The sequence below is a fragment of the Martelella lutilitoris genome, from assembly GCF_005924265.1.
Lineage (GTDB): Bacteria > Pseudomonadota > Alphaproteobacteria > Rhizobiales > Rhizobiaceae > Martelella > Martelella lutilitoris.
In genome coordinates, this window is the sequence record NZ_VCLB01000004.1 from 236,909 (window position 1) to 252,843 (window position 15,935).

Genomic DNA, 15,935 nt, shown 5'->3' on the forward strand with positions numbered 1-15,935 from the left:
GTCAATCGGCGAGGCAGACCCTGTTCTTGCCGGCGCGCTTGGCCCTGTAGAGCGCGGCATCGGTGCGGGCGTAGAGTTCGGCCTGATCCTCGCAGAGCGCGGCGGAGGCAATGCCGGCGGAAAAGGAATAGGCAAATTCCGGATACTCGGAAAAGGGCCTCAGCGTCCCAACCGCCTCAAGCATGGCCTCGACGGCGCAAGCGGCCTCTGCCGGCGTCATGCGCGGCAGGACAAGGCCGAATTCCTCGCCGCCGAGCCGGCCGAAACAGTCGACGCGCCGGACCAGCGTCGATATCTTCTGGGCAAAGCCGATCAGCAACCGGTCGCCGAAGGCATGACCGAAGCGGTCGTTCACCTGCTTGAAATTGTCGACGTCGAAGATCGCGAAACAGCCCGCCGGGCTCCTGCCCGCCTCCGGCCCACGATCAAGCATGTCGGAAAGCCGCTCCATCAAAAAGCGACGGTTGGCGATGCCCGTCAGGTCGTCCGTCAGCGACGAGCGCAGCGCGATGTCGCGCTCCTGCCTCAGCGTGCGTCCCTGGGCGCGAAGCGGCGTGATGTCGCTTGCAAGACACAGCATCCAGCCGTCCTCGTCCACCGTCTCCGTCATCCACAGCCAGGTGTCGTCATGCACATCGGTCTCGAAGGCGCGGAACGGCACCTTGCCGCGACGCGACAACGTGCCCTTCAGCCAGAGTTCGAAATCGGAACTGGAAATCACCGTCCCGCGCCGTGCGTGGAAATTGCGGCGCATCAGATCCGGCCAGAGCGGATATTCCTCCGCCTCGAGAAAAAAGGTCTCCCGGTATTTCCGGTTGGCGAAGATGAGCCTGTCCTCTTCGTCGAAAACCGCGAAGAACACGTCGGTCAGATCCATGAAGCGAAGGATGCGTCTCAGTTTGCTTTCCATGAAAAAGCAACGTCCCATCTGGTCCTTGGTATGAGCGCACGGCACGGACAATGGCACGCCTCTGTCCCATCTATGGTTAACTTCGGCGAACGGGTCAACCGGAGGACCGGCTTGCTGTGTCAGCAAAAACGTTTTTGGCTCTACGGGAAATGCCGAGCCAGACCACATGCTTCAGTCCGCGCTTCTTTCGGTGGGCGCGCACCGTCTTCGCCTCGGTCTCGAACCCGCTCTTCTTCAGGCGCGCGGTGAAGCGGTCATCGGGGTGCGCCGACCAGATGGCGAGTACGCCGCCCTTTCTCAGGGCCCGTTTCGAGGCGGCAAGACCGGAAAGGCTGTAGAGCCGGTCATTGTCTCCCCGCGTCAGCCCGTCCGGTCCGTTATCGACATCCAGCAGGATCGCATCGAAGCCGTTCTGCGAGGCGGCGATCAGCGCGGTCACGTCGCCCTCATGGATCTCCACGCGGGGGTCATCGAGCGAGCCCTCAAAGACCTCGGCCATCGGCCCGCGCGCCCAGGCGATGACCGCCGGCACCAGTTCGGCGACCACGATACGGGCATCCCTGGGCAGGACCGCAAGGGCGGCGCGCAGCGTGAAGCCCATGCCGAGACCGCCGATCAGGACAGACGGCCGGTCCCGACCGGCGATCCTTTCGGCAGCAAGTTCCGCAAGCGCCTCCTCCGAGCCCGAGAGCCGGCTGTTCATCAGCTCGTTCGCGCCGAGCATGATGGAAAATTCTCCGCCGCGCTGCTTCAGTCGCAGCGTGCCCGCCTCGCCCGGAATTTCAGCCTCGTCGAGTTCGACCCATGGAATCATTGCCGGCTCCCTCACCAGAATGCAGTGGCTGCGCCTGGCGTGTTTAAGGGCAGAATCGCCCCTGCGGCAATAAAAGTTTGGCCGGACGGGCAAGGCAACCGGTTTTACGGCGACCCAGCCTTGACTTTTGCGCGAAGATTCGTAGTGTCCGCGCAGATTTTGCCGTGGCGCAGGCCCGGCGAGCCCAGCGAAGCGTCCGATGCGGGCGCTTCTTGATTTTTTAGGTAACAGTCCGGGCGTACCGGTTCCGCTTTCTCCAGGATGGAGGGCGGATTGCTCTTGAAGGCAGAAGAACATGGCAAAAGCAACAACGATCAAGATCAAGCTGCTGTCGACGGCAGACACCGGCTTTTTCTACGTCACCAAGAAGAACAGCCGCACGATGACGGAAAAGATGGTCAAGACCAAATACGATCCGATCGCGCGCAAGCACGTCGAATTCAAGGAAGCCAAGATCAAGTAAGATCCTTGTTTTTTCTGGATTTGTGAAAGCCCGGCCTCTCTGGACCGGGCTTTTTCTATGCGCCGGCCCGTTTCAGAAGACGGCGACGCAGACCAGCCATCAGGACAGCCAGGGCAAGGCTGACGACGCCCATCGCCGCGATCTGGCCCGGATAGAAGACGCCGGCATCGATCAGATAGCCGGTCAGCCCCGGGCCGACGGCGGTGGAGAACACGATCGCCGCGATCACCACGGCGCGGATGCTGCCGAGATGGCGCGCGCCGTAAAGCTCCGGCCAGAGCGAGCCGTTGAGCGTGCCCGACGCGCCCATCGAGCAGCCGATCAGCGGCATGAAGACGAAGGGCGTCCATGCTGCACCCGAAAAGCCGATGATCAGGCAGGCGGCGGCGATCGGCAGCAACATGAAGGGCATGACCGCGACCGATGAGAACCGGTCGACCAGAACGCCGGTTGCCAGCATCGCCGCCAGGCTCGAAATCGACATCAGGAAGAACGAGCCCGCAAACATTTCCAGCGTCCAGCCGCGCAGTTCCACCATATAGACCTGGTGGAAGAAGATCGTGGTGCCGATGAAGGGCGGGGCAAGGAAGACGGCGAGGATGGCCCAGAACAAGGGGTCGCGCAGCACCTCCCCGCGCGTCCAGTCGCGCGGGGCTGTCTGCACCTTGTGGCCCTTGGCTGCCGATTGCGGCTCCCGCTCCACCCGCATCAGGGCGACGATCAGCGGCAGGCCGACGGCGAGCGTCAGGGCGGCGGCGGCAACCCAGCTTCCGCGCCAGCCGACCAGGCCGGACACCGCCACGAAGATCAACGGAAAGCTGGCTTCCGCCGTCTGCAGGCCGAGCGAGGAGAAGGAGACCGCCCGCCCGCGCATGGCGTTGAACCAGCGGCCCATGGCGGTCACCGCGATATGGCTCATCATGCCCTGGCCGAAAAGCCGCAGCATATAGAGCGCAATGAACAGCAGGAAAATCCACTGGGAAAAAGCCATCAGCAGGCAGGCAAGCGCGAGAAGCGGCATCACGAGGAACACCACCTGCACCACGCTGCGATGGTCGACGATCCGGCCGAGACGCGTGAGCGTTGCCGCGCTCAGGAGCGTCGCGCCCATGTAGATGAGGCCGAAATCGCCGTGGCTCAGATCATATTCGGCGCGGATATCGCCGGCCGAAAGCGAGATGAAATAGGTTTGGCCGAAGGCGGTGAAGTAATTCATCAAGAACGCGCCGCCCACCCAGCGGGCGTTTTCGCGCAGGAATGCAAGGACGGTCATCAGGATATCCCGGTATGGAAGGGTCGGGCCGAACCGAAGGCATCGCCTTCCTCCCGGCCTGGCATACCGGGGCCCGCCGCCGGAAGGGCGGTAAGCTGAACAGGCGTCAGGTTAACGGGGCTTGACGCAGAGGTAAAGCGGCTGTCACTGCGCGCCGCCGTCCTCGGGCGGGTGCGGCGCGGACTTTTTCCCGCTGGCGGGTTCCGCCTTTGCCGCTGCCGCCTGCTTTTCCCGCGCCTTCTCCGCCTTGCGCTCGGCCTTCCTCAGGCGGCGCTCGCGCCGCGCATGGCTGAGCGCGACAAGCCTTGCCCTCGCACCCGCAGCCATCCGGCCGACGAAGATGCGGCCGCGATCGACCTCCCGCAGCTCCTGGGCATAGGCAACGGCAAGGGCGTTGCGATAGCTCTGCAGCCCCTCGCTGAAACTCGCCTCGAGCCGCCGCATCACCGAGACCCAGACAGGCGAGACCAGAAGCGAAATCGCCGTCATGGCGATGACCAGGCGGTAGAGGTCCTCGCCGAGCGCGCCGGCGGCAAGGCCGGCCGCGGCCAGCACAAAGGAAAATTCGCCGACCTGGGCCATGGAGAGCCCTGCGACAAGCGCCGTCTGGGCAGAGGAGCCGGTCCAGCGCAGCAACATCACGTTGAGCACGGATTTGGCGGCGACCACGCCGACGGCGGCCAGGAGCACGGTCAGAAGATTGTTCCAGATGAAGCCGAGATCGATCAGAAGGCCGATGGAGAGGAAGAAGATCACCAGAAGCACGCTCTGGATCGGCTCGACGACCGGAATGACGCGGCTTCGAAGCGTGGAATTGCCGACGCAAATGCCGGCAAGAAAGGCGCCATAGGCAGGCGAGAGCCCGGCCACGCCCGAAAGGGCCGCCGCCGAAAAGCAAAGCGCCAGCGCGCCGAGCGCCAGAAGCTCGACCTTGTCCTCCACCTTTTCCGCATAGGGGATCTTGAGTTTGCCATACCGGCCGAAATACCAGAGCAGGCCCGCCATGATGCCGACCGCGACAACCACGCGGATCGCCGTCGACGTCACGTCGAAGCCCTCGCCGCCAAAGCTGGAGACGAAGATCAGCATCGGCACCACGGCGATGTCCTGGGCAATCAGCACGCCGACGGCGATCCTGCCCGCATCGCCGCGCAGGACCCCCATCTCGTCCAGCATCTTCATCGCCACCACGGTCGACGACATGGCGATGACGAAGCTGAGGATCACGATTTCCCGCGTGGTCGCCTCAAGCAGAAAGCCGATGACGAGCGCCAGGACCGCAGCGCTCGCCAGCTGACCGGCCACCACCAGCAGTGCCTGACGAAGCGATACGACAAAGGCCTTGATCGACAGCTCCATGCCGATGAAGAACAAAAGAACGACCACGCCCATCTCGCCCAGGAAGGCAACGCTGTCGCTGTTGGCGATCAACCCTATCCCCGTCGGGCCAAGGAGAATGCCGGCGAGAATGAAGCCGACGAGCGGGGGCTGGCGCAGCCACAGGAAGCCGAGACCTGCAAGTGCCGCGACCGCGATGACAAGCGCAACGGCGGCGAAACTGCCGCCATGGGATGCGCCGTGGGTTACCGCCTCGTGTACGACCTGTTCCATCTCCGACCTCTGCCTTGGGCCCTAGGGCCGTGCTCTTATCCACAGAATAGGAAAAATTGCACAAAATGCTCAAGCAATCCCTACCCGCAAATGCTCAAGAAGACCGGAAACCCAGCCTCCGAAGAAAATTCCGGCGCTTGACGTTGCGCATTTCAACTGCCGGAAATCACTGTCAGTCTGGGAAAACCGGGGCGATGGGCCCGGTCGAAGGGAGGACGCTCTCGCAGCGCAGCAACGAATTCGCTTTGCCAACCGCGAAAACAGTCATATATTCGTAACCATAAATGGAGGAGACAAAATGAGTTTATCACGGTCCCTGCATACGATCCTGATCGGAGCCGCATTCGTTTTCGTAACGGCGATGCTCTTCATATAGTAAGGATCTGGCGCTCAGGCGCTTTCCCTGCCAAGGTCGCGCCGGTCGGAACCGGCCGCCATAGTTTTGCGTTGATATGGTCCTATATGCTGTATGCGCGCGATCGGTTCGCCACGACGGAAACTGGCTTGCGCATCCGGTTTGCTGCGCCGTCTGCCTTCGGGATGACGGTTAAGGACCTTTACTGGCACGGAGAAAACCATGTTTGAACACAAGACGTCCTCGAGCGACCTGCTTGATCGCCTGCGCTTTTCACAGAAAACGCCGGTGGAACGCGCCGGTTCGATGGTGCGCGGCGAGGTGGACGCGCTCGGCCGCACGGCGCGCGAACATCCCGCGGCAAGCGGCTCCGCGCTGGCCCTGGTCGGGCTTGTCGCCTTCGGCCTCGGCTTTCTTGCCGGCAGTGCCGGCAGCGAGGCCTCGGTTCCCCGCAAACGCCTGTTCAGGTCCAAACGCCGCCCCGGCAAGCCGCTCTACAACGGCCGCAATTCCTTCTTCTCCGGCCGCCGCTGAAGCGGAGCGGCGAAGCCGGACGGAAGTCGTCAGGTCAGACACAGGATCGGCGCATCAGCGCCAGTGCTCGTCGATCCACGCTGTGGGGCGGGCATATTTGTAGATGCGCTTCCACCGTTCTTCCAGCGGCCATTTGCCGATCGCCGCTTCATCGGGATCCGGCTTGCCGGTGAAGGCGACGATCTTCGTGCCCTCCGGCAAGGGGGGCGCGCGAAAGAAATTCAGCGGCCAGGTCGGCACCAGCGTGTGCTTGAAACTCACACACCATTCGCGCGGCCAGAACACCATCTTGTCGACCACGTCTGAAATATAGACCTGTTCGATCCCGTATTTCCTGCGGATCTCGCCGCCATTCATCTCGAAATCCTCGAAGATGTGGGTGTTTTTTCCAACATGCCAGCGGAACACCGAGGTATTGCCGATACCCTGGCCCATCTGCGTCCAGTTTTCGCAGGCGCAGAACGTTCCCGGCTTGAAGTCGAACATGGCGTCGAGTCCGCCGGTGATGACGATATCGAGGTCGAGAAACAGAACATCGCCTGAAAGGTCCGCAAGCGGCGCCTGCCAAAGCGAGAGTTTGCGCCACGGCGTATAGGCAATGTCATCGGCGATGCGGATATCGGGCAAGGGAAATGTCACGATATCGGCGTCTACGCCCTCGGCATCATCGGTGAAGCAGACAAGCCGCGTCGGCCGTTTCGTATGCCGCTTGATCATCGACCAGAGCCGGTTGACGTAAAGCGCGGGATATCGCGTTCCCCATTTCATGCATACAACGGTCTGCAACGGGCATCATCCTGTCAATGTCGGCGGGATGCGATCCAATCGGCAGGCATGCCTGCCCGGGTTCGCCGACGCCGAAAATTGTCACGTCATTTTGGATTTCTGTATTTGAGCAAAGCCGGAGCAAAGGCAACCGCCGCGGCGCGCTCACAATGTGGAAAACGACCGCTGGCCGGTCAGCCTGACAAACATCCTGTTGTGAAAAAAAGATTTTTTCGGTTACAAAATCAGCTTCGCGAACGAGCCGATGCCCGCCGCAACCCGCGCGACGAGCGCGCGCCCGCAAAGTTACACCGACAAACCGCTCGACGTCCAGAGGAAGCCGGACCGTTCTTTCTCCGACACTGGCGAACCCGAAAGACCTTCGATGATGGACCGCCCGCCCCGCATCCTGCAGCTTCTTCCCTCCCTTGGCGACGGAGGCGTCGAACGCGGCACTGTCGAAATGGCGGCATACCTTGCCGAAAAGGGCATCGAGAACTGGGCGGCCTGCGACGGCGGACAGCTTCTGGCCTCACTTGAAGCAACGGGAACGCACCATATCAACATGAAGGTCGGGCGCAAATCGCCCTTCGCGATCCGCGCCAATGCACGTCGCCTCGCACGACTGATCGATGAACATGAGATCGATATCGTTCACGCCCGCAGCCGCGCGCCGGCATGGGTCGGCTGGCTGGCTGCTGCGCGCGCCAAACGCAGGCCCCGCTTCATGACCACGTTTCACGGCGTCTACAGCCATGGCAACCGGTTCAAGCGCGCCTATGCCGGCGTGATGCTGAAGGGACCGCTGGTCGTTGCCAATTCAGCCTTCATCCGCGATCACATCATCAGCGTCTACGGCTATCCGGCGGAGCGGATCGTTCTCGCCCCCCGAGGCGTGGACACAGAAGTCTTCGATCCCGGCAAGGTGAGCGCGCATGCGATTGCCGAGACACGCGCGGAACTTGGCGTGGGCGATGGCCAGGCCCTGATCGCGATCGTCGGCCGCATCACGGACTGGAAGGGCCACCGCTACCTGGTCGAATCGCTTGCCTTTGCGGAGAACAAGGATTTCCGCCTCGCGATCGTCGGCTCGGGCAGCGCCAGCGTGATCGGCGAACTGGAAACGCTCATCGCCGAACTGGAGCTCGGCGACCGTGTCACGATTGCCGGCAGCCGGCGCGACATTCCCGCCGTCATGGCGGCTGCGGACATCGCCGTCTCGGCCTCCATCCGCCCCGAGGCGTTCGGCCGGGTGGCGATCGAGGCCGAAGTGATGGGGACACCGGTGATCGCCACCAATCACGGCGGGAGCCTTGAAACGGTGATCGACGGCAAGACCGGCTATTTGGTGCCGCCGGCCAATCCGAAAGCCTTAGCCGATGCGATCGACACCGCGCTCTCCGATCCGCAAGCGCTGAAGGCAATGGGCCGCGCCGCCCGCGCTCACGTGCTGGCGAATTTCACCGTCGAGACCATGCTGGAAAAGGAATTCTCGGCCTATGAGCGGCTGATGTCGGAAGACTGAGCAGTGCTCTATAGCGCCACGAGGCCTTCCTTCTTCACCTGCCGGATGGTCAGCATGGTGCGCACCGTGTCGACATGCATGTTTGTGGTCAGGACCTCGATCACGAAATCCTGAAACTGCATCAGGTTCTCCGCGACACAGTGAAGCAGGAAGTCGGTCTCGCCCGAGGTCATCCACGCCTGGCGGACAATCGGCCAGTCATCGGTCGCCCTGGAGAACGCTTTCAGTTCGGCTTCGGACTGATGCTTCAACCCCACCATGCAGAAGGCGACGAGATCGTAGCCGAGCCGCGGCGCGTTGAGCATGGCGTTATAGCCCTCGATAATGCCGGCCTCCTCGAGCCTGCGCACCCTTCTCAGACAGGGCGGCGCCGAGATGCCGACCCTTTCGGCGAGCTCGACATTGGTCATCCGACCGTCGCGCTGCAGTTCGCGCAGAATCTTCAGATCGACGGAATCGAGGTCGGCGCGCATGGAGTTCTCCCGGGGCGGATCGGTGACGCGTTTGGCTTGGAGTGCGCAATAATGTTACAACACTCCGCAGGATTCTTTCAACTGACCGAAATGGTCTGTTGGTAGGACTTCCATGGCCTTGAAACTGACGCCCGTCCAGCCATAAATGAACCGACACGCAGAAATGACCCGGCGCGCCCGCTCAAGGGCCGCGCTGAAAGGATGTGACATGCCCGACCATCATACAAAGGTTCTGATCATCGGTTCCGGCCCGGCCGGCTATACCGCCGCGATCTACGCCGCGCGCGCGATGATGAAGCCGATCCTGATCGCCGGCCTCGAACAGGGTGGCCAGCTGACCATCACCACCGATGTCGAGAACTATCCGGGTTTCGCCGATCCCATCCAGGGCCCTTGGCTGATGGAGCAGATGCTGGCCCAGGCCGAGAACGTGGGCACCGAGATCGTCAATGACGTGGTCTCCAATCTCGACCTTTCGAAACGTCCCTTCACCGCCACGACCGACAGCGGCGAGGTCTTCACCGCCGACACTGTGATATTGGCGACCGGCGCGAAGGCCAAGTGGCTGGGGCTCGAGAGCGAGCAGACATTCAACGGCGGCGGCGTTTCCGCCTGCGCCACCTGCGACGGCTTCTTTTACCGGGGCAAGGATGTCGTGGTTGTCGGCGGCGGCAATTCGGCCGTCGAAGAGGCGCTTTACCTGGCCAACATCGCAAAAACCGTGACAGTGGTGCACCGGCGCGACGAGTTCCGCGCGGAAAAGATCCTGCAGCAGCGCCTCTTCGCGCTCGAAAACGTCAAGGTGATCTGGAACCACGCGGTCGAGGAGATTGTCGGCACGTCCGCGGTTCCGCCGCTTCCGCCTTCGGTCACCGGCGTCAGGCTGAAAGACGTGAAGAGCGGCGAGAAAACCACGGTCGATGCCGACGGCGTGTTCATCGCCATCGGCCACGCGCCGCAGGTCGACCTGATCCGCGATCAGCTCAGGCTGAAGCCGAACGGTTACCTCTGGACCGAGCCGGGCACGACCAAGACCAGCATCGAGGGCGTCTACGGCGCCGGCGATGTCGCCGACGACAATTACCGTCAGGCCGTGACAGCGGCCGGCATGGGATGCATGGCCGCCCTTGAGGCGGAGCGCTTCCTGACCGGACAAAAAACCGGTACATTGGCGGCGGCGGAGTAGATTTTATGAAAAGCACGAGCATGCCTCTGGATTGGGACAAGCTGCGCATCTTCCATGCGGCAGCGGAGGCGGGCTCGTTCACCCATGCGGCCGACAAGCTGCACCTTTCCCAGTCGGCCATCAGCCGTCAGGTCTCGGCACTCGAACAGGATGTCGGCGTGAAGCTGTTCCACCGCCATGCGCGCGGCCTGATTCTGACCGAGCAGGGGGAACTTCTCTACCGCACCGCCCATGATGTTCTGCTGAAACTCGAGGGCGTGCGCTCGCGGCTGACGGAGACCAAGGAAAAGCCGTCCGGCAAGCTAAGGGTGACAACGACGGTGGGACTCGGTCAGGGTTGGCTTACTGACAAGGTCCAGGAATTCCTGCAGCTCTATCCCGACATGCAGATCCAGCTCATCCTCGACAATGAGGAACTGGATGTGAACATGCGCCATGCCGATTGCGCGATCCGCCTGCGCCAGCCGCAGCAGCCTGACCTGATCCAGCGCAAGCTGTTTACCGTGCACATGCATGTCTACGCCTCGCCGTCCTATATCAACCGTCACGGCGAGCCGCAGTCGATCGAAGATCTCGACAACCACCGCATCATCACATTCGGCGAGCCGGCGCCGGCCTATCTGCTTGACGTGAACTGGCTGGAAATCGCCGGCCGGTCGCCCGACAATCCGCGTCCGGCGCATCTGCAGATCAATTCGCTGACCTCGATCAAACGCGCGGCGCTGCTCGGCATCGGCATCGTCATGTTGCCGGATTATATCGTCGGACGCGATCCGGGCCTGCTCCAGCTCGTCACCCATGCGGATGTACCGAGCTTCGACACCTATTTCTGCTATCCGGACGAAATGAAGAATTCGGCCAAGCTGAAGGTGTTCCGTGATTTCATCGTCGCCAAATCGCGCAACTGGAGCTTCTGACGAAGCGTCTTTGCCCGGATATTTTTGTTTCCCCCTGCTTCGCGACACTCGAACTGCGCGCATTGCGCTGATCTTGTGCTGTCTCATCTCGAAGACAGTGGGCCGGCAGCCTCGATTTTCGACCAAAATCAGCCTTTATTTTAGGCATTTTCATATATTGCTTTTGATTGGTCAATTTTGGCTGCAAATTTCGTTTCCTGCATGGCTGCCATGCAGAAAATCGCATTGAAGAATGCCTAATTTAGGAGCATATCGCTCGCAGCTGATGCAGTTGGTGCCCAATTTCTCCCTGGTGCACCGCAGCAGCTGTTCCCCTCTGGAGGTTTTGAGAGACCTTCTAACTCAAAGGGCCCCGTTTTTTCGGTGGCCCTCTTTTTTTGCCCGCGATTCCCTGTTCTTTTTTTTCGCATTTCACGATGAAAACTGTTGCAACGCGCACAAAAAAGAACCATATGCTGAGTTAGCTGATGCATACGGCGACGACTCGTTGAGTCTCGCTGCAGCAGCTGTTCCCCTCTGGAGGTTTTACCTTCACACCTTACAAGGGCCCCGTTTGGAGGCCCTTTTTTTTGCCTTGCGTCAGGTCGGGGGAACCGGAAGCGCTCTTCGGCAATTCAAGGCGTATACCCTTTCTTGTACTTTGTGTTTTAGAACGGCAGGACCTTTTCGACGTGACGAACGCGGAAAGGCTTCCGGAGACCATTTCGGGACGACTGGAAAATTGCGCATGTGTCCGGCGTAGGCTACACATGACAGAGCTTCGAGGGCCCGAGACGGAAAGGAATTGAATGGCCAATCTTTTTGATCCCATCACGATCGGCGATGTCACTCTCGAAAACCGCATCATCATGGGCCCGCTGATGCGCAACCGCTCTCCTGATGCCATTCCGAACGCGCTGAATGTCGAATATTACCGACAGCGCGCCACGGCCGGTCTGATCATTTCCGAGGCGACCGCGATCACCGAGCAGGGCCAGGGCTATTCCCATGCGCCGGGCATCTACAGCGATGAAGCCGTCGAGGGCTGGCAGCATGTGACGAAGGCGGTCCATGAATCCGGCGGCAAGATTTTCTGCCAGCTCATGCATGTCGGCCGGATCTCGCACAAATCTCTGCAGCCTTTCGGTGATCCGCCGGTGGCCCCCTCGCCCATTCAGGCCCGCGCCAAGACCTTCGTCGTCTATTCCGACGGCACCAGCGATTTCATCGAGACCTCGATGCCACGCCAGCTCAAGCCCTACGAGATTTCCGGCATCATCGAGGACTACCGCCGCGCTGCCGCACGCGCCATGGAGGCCGGTTTCGACGGCGTGGAAATCCACGGCGCCAATGGCTATCTCGTCGACCAGTTCCTGCGCTCCGGCACCAACCAGCGCACCGATCTCTACGGCGGCCCGCTGGAAAACCGCGCGCGCTTCATGTTCGATGTCGTCGGCGCCATCGCGCGCGAGATCGGTCCCGGGCGCACAGCCATCCGTCTTTCACCCGTTGCGCCGTCGAACGACATTTTCGACGAAAGGCCGCAGCCGCTGTTCAATTATCTGGCAAGCCAGCTGAGCGCCTACGACCTTGCCTATGTCCATATTGTCGAGGGCGCGACCGGCGGCGATCGCGCCTACCAGCAGGGCCCCGAACCATTCAACTACGACGAAATGCGCGAGACCTACTATCGCACCGACGGCTCCGGCGCATGGATGGTCAACAACGGCTATGACCGGCAGCTTGCCATCGATGCGCTGGAAAAGGAGCGCGCCGACCTCATCTGCTTTGGCCGTCCCTTCGTCGCCAATCCCGACCTTGTGCGCCGGCTTCGGATCAATGCGCAGCTCAATGCGTTGGATCAGAGGACGCTGTTCGGCGGAGATGAGAAGGGCTACACCGATTATCCCGTGCTCGGCAGCTAAGGATCGTGCGCCCTGACGGGCGAGAGAACGGGGTTGCTTCGACATGCTGAAATTCCTGCGCGGTGAAATCCTGCTCTTGCAGGCCGTTCCGGCCGCCCTTGTCGCCTATCTTTTCGAGCATGCCGTGATGGAGGCGGGCCAGGTCTTCGCCCTGATGGCAGCCGCCGTGCTGATCGTTTCGATCGCCTCGGCTTCCATGCGCGTCGCCCATCATGCTGAAATCCTCGCCGCCAAGGCGGGCGAACCCTATGGCACGATGATCCTGACGCTGTCGGCCGTGCTGGTCGAGGTGCTGATCCTGGTGATCATGATGCAGCAGACCCAGCAGCCGACGCTGGTACGCGACACGATCTATTCCGCCGTCATGCTCGACATCAACGGCATTCTCGGCCTTGCGGCGCTCCTCGGCGGACTGAAGCACGGCGAGCAGCCCTATAATGATGATTCCGGCCGCACCTATTCGGTGATGATCCTGACGGCCATGGGCATCTCGATGATCGTGCCCGATTTCGTGCCGAAGGAAAGCTGGCACTATTATTCCGCCTTCACCATCGTCGCCATGCTGGCGCTCTATGCCGTTTTCCTGAAGATGCAGGTCGGCCAGCACAGCTATTTCTTCTCCTACCGCTACCCGAAAATGCGGGCGGGCGCGGAGCAGAGCGCAGCGGACGCGGAAGAGCATGGGCCGACGGCGCTTTCAGTCGGCGTGATTCTGGCCGGCGTGGCGGTGATCGGCCTCCTGGCAGAATTCATGTCCGCTTTCCTATCCGACGGTCTTGAAGGCACCGGCGCGCCGCTGGCGCTGACGGCCATCCTGGTCGCGGCCATTGCCGCCGGACCGGAAATCCTCACCGCGCTCCGCGCGGCGCTGAAAAACCGGATGCAGGCCGTCGTCAACATCGCGCTCGGCGCCTCGTTGTCGACGGTCATCCTCACCGTTCCGGTGGTCGAGGCAATCGCGCTTTTCACCGGACAGCCCTTCACCATGGCCATGACCCCGGTTCAGATCACCATGGTCGCGATCACACTGGTCGCCGCCGCCATCAACGTCAGTGACGGCGAGACCAACGCGATCGAGGGCATGACGCATTTCGTGCTGTTCGCCACCTTCATCATGCTCTCATTCCTGGGGCTTTAGAGCGCCGTGCGTCCATTTGGACGCACAAAGGACGCTCTAACCTATTGAATCTACCCATCAGGCGGCGCTGGTCTGCCTCGCGCCGTCTTCCGCCGGCAGCGTCACACCGAGATCTTCCAGGGCAATTGCGATCGCGTCGTCGAGCGGTGTGTGCGGTTCATGCCCCAGAAAGGCCACCAGCTTGTCGTTCTTCATGTGCATCGGCGTGCGCCATAGATAGCGGATTTCGAGGATTTCCCGCATCAGCGCGACGAAGGGCGCGAGCATGGGCACAAGGAACCACGGAAACGGCCGCACGGGCAGATCCGCCCTCCCCGACACGCGCCGGATGGCCTCGATCATAGCGGATCCGTCCTCGTCCCAATGCCCCTCGAAGTGAAAGTTGGCGTAAGACGGCAATTCTCTCGCGCGCGCATCGAGTGCTGCGAAAGTCTCGCCAAGGTCGGGCAGATAGGCCCATTGGTGGCCGATGCCGGGCGCGCTCAGCCGCGTGACGGAGCCGAGCGGCTTGCCGGCCTTCACCATCTGGCCAAACCAGCTGTTGGCCCCGCTGGTCCCGCCGAAAAAGTCCCCTGCCCTGACGAGAATGACCTGGGTGCCGTTCCAGGCCGCCTCACGCAGGCGCGCCTCCATCTCGATACGGAGACGCCCCTTGCGCGTCGTCGCGCTCTGCGGGCTGTCTTCCTTTGGCTCAGGCAGGGCGTCCGGCCCGAAATTATAGACCGTGCCCGGAAACAGGATGCGGGCGCGGTTGGCCTTGGCCGCGACGATCGTGTTGTCCAGCATCGGGAGCACGAGCTTCTGCCAGTTGCGGTAGCCCGGCGGATTGACCCCGTGGAAGATGAGGGTCGCGCCTTCGGCCGCCGCCATGACATCTTCAAGCTTCATGGCGTCACCGGCAACCCATTCATAGACCGGGAATTTGCGCGCCTGCTTTTCGGGATTGCGGTTCATGGCGCGGATGCGATAGCCGCGCCGGCTGAGCGCTCTGGCGACAGCGCCGCCGACGCCGCCACTTGCGCCGAGGACAAGGGCGAGCGGGCGCGTCACGAGCGCATTGCGGGGATAGGTCTCAGTCATCGGTTCGGTCCTTTGCCGTTCTCAACACTGAAGCCATGATCGGCGAAGTCTTCATCAAACGGAATTGTATAAAAACGTGTTTATGCTATGCATATTTGTATGGATAGAACGAGTTGGGATCATTACCGCACCTTGCTGGCGGTGCTCGATACGGGCACGCTTTCGGGCGCCGCGCGCCGGCTCGGACTGACCCAGCCGACGGTCGGCCGCCATATCGAGGCGCTGGAGGCGGAAGCCGGGCAGCAATTGTTCACCCGCTCGCAGCGCGGACTGGAGCCGACCGACACTGCGCGCGCCATGCGCCATCTTGCCGAGGGCATGGCGGCGTCCGCCGACGCAATCCGCCGTACGGCCTCGGAAAGCCGGAACAGCGTTGCCGGGACCGTCAGGATCAGCGCTTCCGATGTCATCGCGATCGAGGTTCTGCCCGAGATCCTCGCGCCGCTAATGGCAGCGCATCCCGCGCTCGATATCGAGGTTTCGGTCTCCGATGCGGTGGAGGATATTCTGGCGCGCAAGGCCGATATCGCGCTCAGGATGGTGGAGCCGAAGCAGGAGGCGCTGCTGGTGCGCAATATCGGCATGATCCCGATCGGCTGCTTCGCCCGCAAGGAGGTGATCGAGCGTTTCGGCGCTCCCGCCACGCTCGAAGAGGTCGAAAAGCGCCCCACCATCGGCTTCGATCACGAGCTGGTCTATATCCGCGAGGCGTTGGACGCCTTCGGCGACCTGAAGATGCCGGCATTCGACTTCCGCTCGGATAGCAATCTCGCCCAGCTTGCGGCGATCCGCGCAGGCTGCGGCTTCGGTTTCTGCCAGGCCCCGATAGGCCGGCGCGATCCCCGCCTTGAGGAGGTGCTTCAAGGACAGGTGCCGCTCAGCCTGCCCCTCTGGGTGGTGATGCATGAGGACCTGCGCCATTCGCCGCGCTGCCGGGCAGTCTTTGATGCGCTGGTGAAGGGGCTCAAGGCCTATATTGCATGAGGC

15 protein-coding genes are annotated in these 15,935 nt (G+C 61.9%); 8 read left to right on the forward strand and 7 right to left on the reverse strand.

Annotation, left to right across the window (positions count from 1 at the left end; genetic code table 11):
- Position 1 precedes the first annotated feature (1 nt).
- Positions 2 to 910, reverse strand: coding sequence for a GGDEF domain-containing protein (locus FF124_RS08395; RefSeq protein ID WP_138748045.1), 909 nt, complete (start codon positions 908 to 910; stop codon positions 2 to 4).
- Between the two features lie 94 nt (positions 911 to 1,004).
- Positions 1,005 to 1,724, reverse strand: a complete 720-nt coding sequence (locus tag FF124_RS08400; protein WP_138748046.1) for a spermidine synthase — start codon at positions 1,722 to 1,724, stop codon at positions 1,005 to 1,007.
- A gap of 295 nt (positions 1,725 to 2,019) precedes the next feature.
- Between FF124_RS08400 and rpmG the strand changes: the two genes are divergently transcribed.
- Positions 2,020 to 2,187 carry a 50S ribosomal protein L33 gene (gene rpmG / locus FF124_RS08405; RefSeq protein WP_018066542.1) on the forward strand — a complete coding sequence of 56 codons (168 nt, stop codon included), beginning with the start codon at positions 2,020 to 2,022 and terminating at the stop codon, positions 2,185 to 2,187.
- A gap of 55 nt (positions 2,188 to 2,242) precedes the next feature.
- Here the strand turns inward: rpmG and FF124_RS08410 are convergent, their stop codons facing one another.
- The gene (locus FF124_RS08410; protein ID WP_138748047.1) at positions 2,243 to 3,460 is read right to left on the reverse strand and encodes an MFS transporter; all 1,218 of its coding nucleotides are present in this window, start codon (positions 3,458 to 3,460) and stop codon (positions 2,243 to 2,245) included.
- A gap of 144 nt (positions 3,461 to 3,604) precedes the next feature.
- The gene (locus FF124_RS08415) at positions 3,605 to 5,071 is read right to left on the reverse strand and encodes a cation:proton antiporter (protein ID WP_138748048.1); all 1,467 of its coding nucleotides are present in this window, start codon (positions 5,069 to 5,071) and stop codon (positions 3,605 to 3,607) included.
- Between the two features lie 577 nt (positions 5,072 to 5,648).
- On the opposite strand from FF124_RS08415, the gene FF124_RS08420 reads away from it, so the two are divergent.
- Entirely contained in the window at positions 5,649 to 5,960 is a 312-nt protein-coding gene (locus FF124_RS08420; RefSeq protein WP_138748049.1) for a hypothetical protein, read from the forward strand.
- A gap of 54 nt (positions 5,961 to 6,014) precedes the next feature.
- On the opposite strand, the gene FF124_RS08425 is transcribed toward FF124_RS08420, so the two are convergent.
- On the reverse strand, positions 6,015 to 6,746 hold the full coding sequence (locus FF124_RS08425) for a hypothetical protein (protein WP_246072304.1): 732 nt from the start codon (positions 6,744 to 6,746) through the stop codon (positions 6,015 to 6,017).
- A 244-nt stretch (positions 6,747 to 6,990) separates the two neighbouring features.
- Here FF124_RS08425 and FF124_RS08430 point away from each other — a divergent pair, with 244 nt between their 5' ends.
- Positions 6,991 to 8,250: a glycosyltransferase family 4 protein gene (locus FF124_RS08430; RefSeq protein WP_138748050.1), complete on the forward strand. Its 1,260-nt coding sequence runs from the start codon at positions 6,991 to 6,993 to the stop codon at positions 8,248 to 8,250.
- Between the two features lie 8 nt (positions 8,251 to 8,258).
- Here the strand turns inward: FF124_RS08430 and FF124_RS08435 are convergent, their stop codons facing one another.
- Positions 8,259 to 8,723, reverse strand: a complete 465-nt coding sequence (locus FF124_RS08435; protein WP_138748051.1) for an Lrp/AsnC family transcriptional regulator — start codon at positions 8,721 to 8,723, stop codon at positions 8,259 to 8,261.
- A gap of 208 nt (positions 8,724 to 8,931) precedes the next feature.
- Here FF124_RS08435 and trxB point away from each other — a divergent pair, with 208 nt between their 5' ends.
- The 4 genes from trxB to FF124_RS08455 all read left to right on the forward strand — a co-directional run bounded on the left by trxB (position 8,932) and on the right by FF124_RS08455 (position 13,868).
- Entirely contained in the window at positions 8,932 to 9,909 is a 978-nt protein-coding gene (gene trxB, locus FF124_RS08440; protein WP_138748052.1) for a thioredoxin-disulfide reductase, read from the forward strand.
- 20 nt (positions 9,910 to 9,929) lie between these two features.
- Entirely contained in the window at positions 9,930 to 10,826 is an 897-nt protein-coding gene (locus FF124_RS08445) for a LysR family transcriptional regulator VtlR (protein ID WP_024709085.1), read from the forward strand.
- A 788-nt stretch (positions 10,827 to 11,614) separates the two neighbouring features.
- Positions 11,615 to 12,730, forward strand: a complete 1,116-nt coding sequence (locus FF124_RS08450) for an alkene reductase (protein ID WP_138748053.1) — start codon at positions 11,615 to 11,617, stop codon at positions 12,728 to 12,730.
- Between the two features lie 43 nt (positions 12,731 to 12,773).
- Entirely contained in the window at positions 12,774 to 13,868 is a 1,095-nt protein-coding gene (locus FF124_RS08455; protein ID WP_138748054.1) for a calcium:cation antiporter, read from the forward strand.
- Positions 13,869 to 13,925: 57 nt separating this feature from the next.
- On the opposite strand, the gene FF124_RS08460 is transcribed toward FF124_RS08455, so the two are convergent.
- Positions 13,926 to 14,948, reverse strand: coding sequence for an NAD(P)H-binding protein (locus FF124_RS08460; RefSeq protein WP_138748055.1), 1,023 nt, complete (start codon positions 14,946 to 14,948; stop codon positions 13,926 to 13,928).
- A 99-nt stretch (positions 14,949 to 15,047) separates the two neighbouring features.
- On the opposite strand from FF124_RS08460, the gene FF124_RS08465 reads away from it, so the two are divergent.
- On the forward strand, positions 15,048 to 15,932 hold the full coding sequence (locus FF124_RS08465) for a LysR family transcriptional regulator (protein WP_138748056.1): 885 nt from the start codon (positions 15,048 to 15,050) through the stop codon (positions 15,930 to 15,932).
- Positions 15,933 to 15,935: the final 3 nt, after the last annotated feature.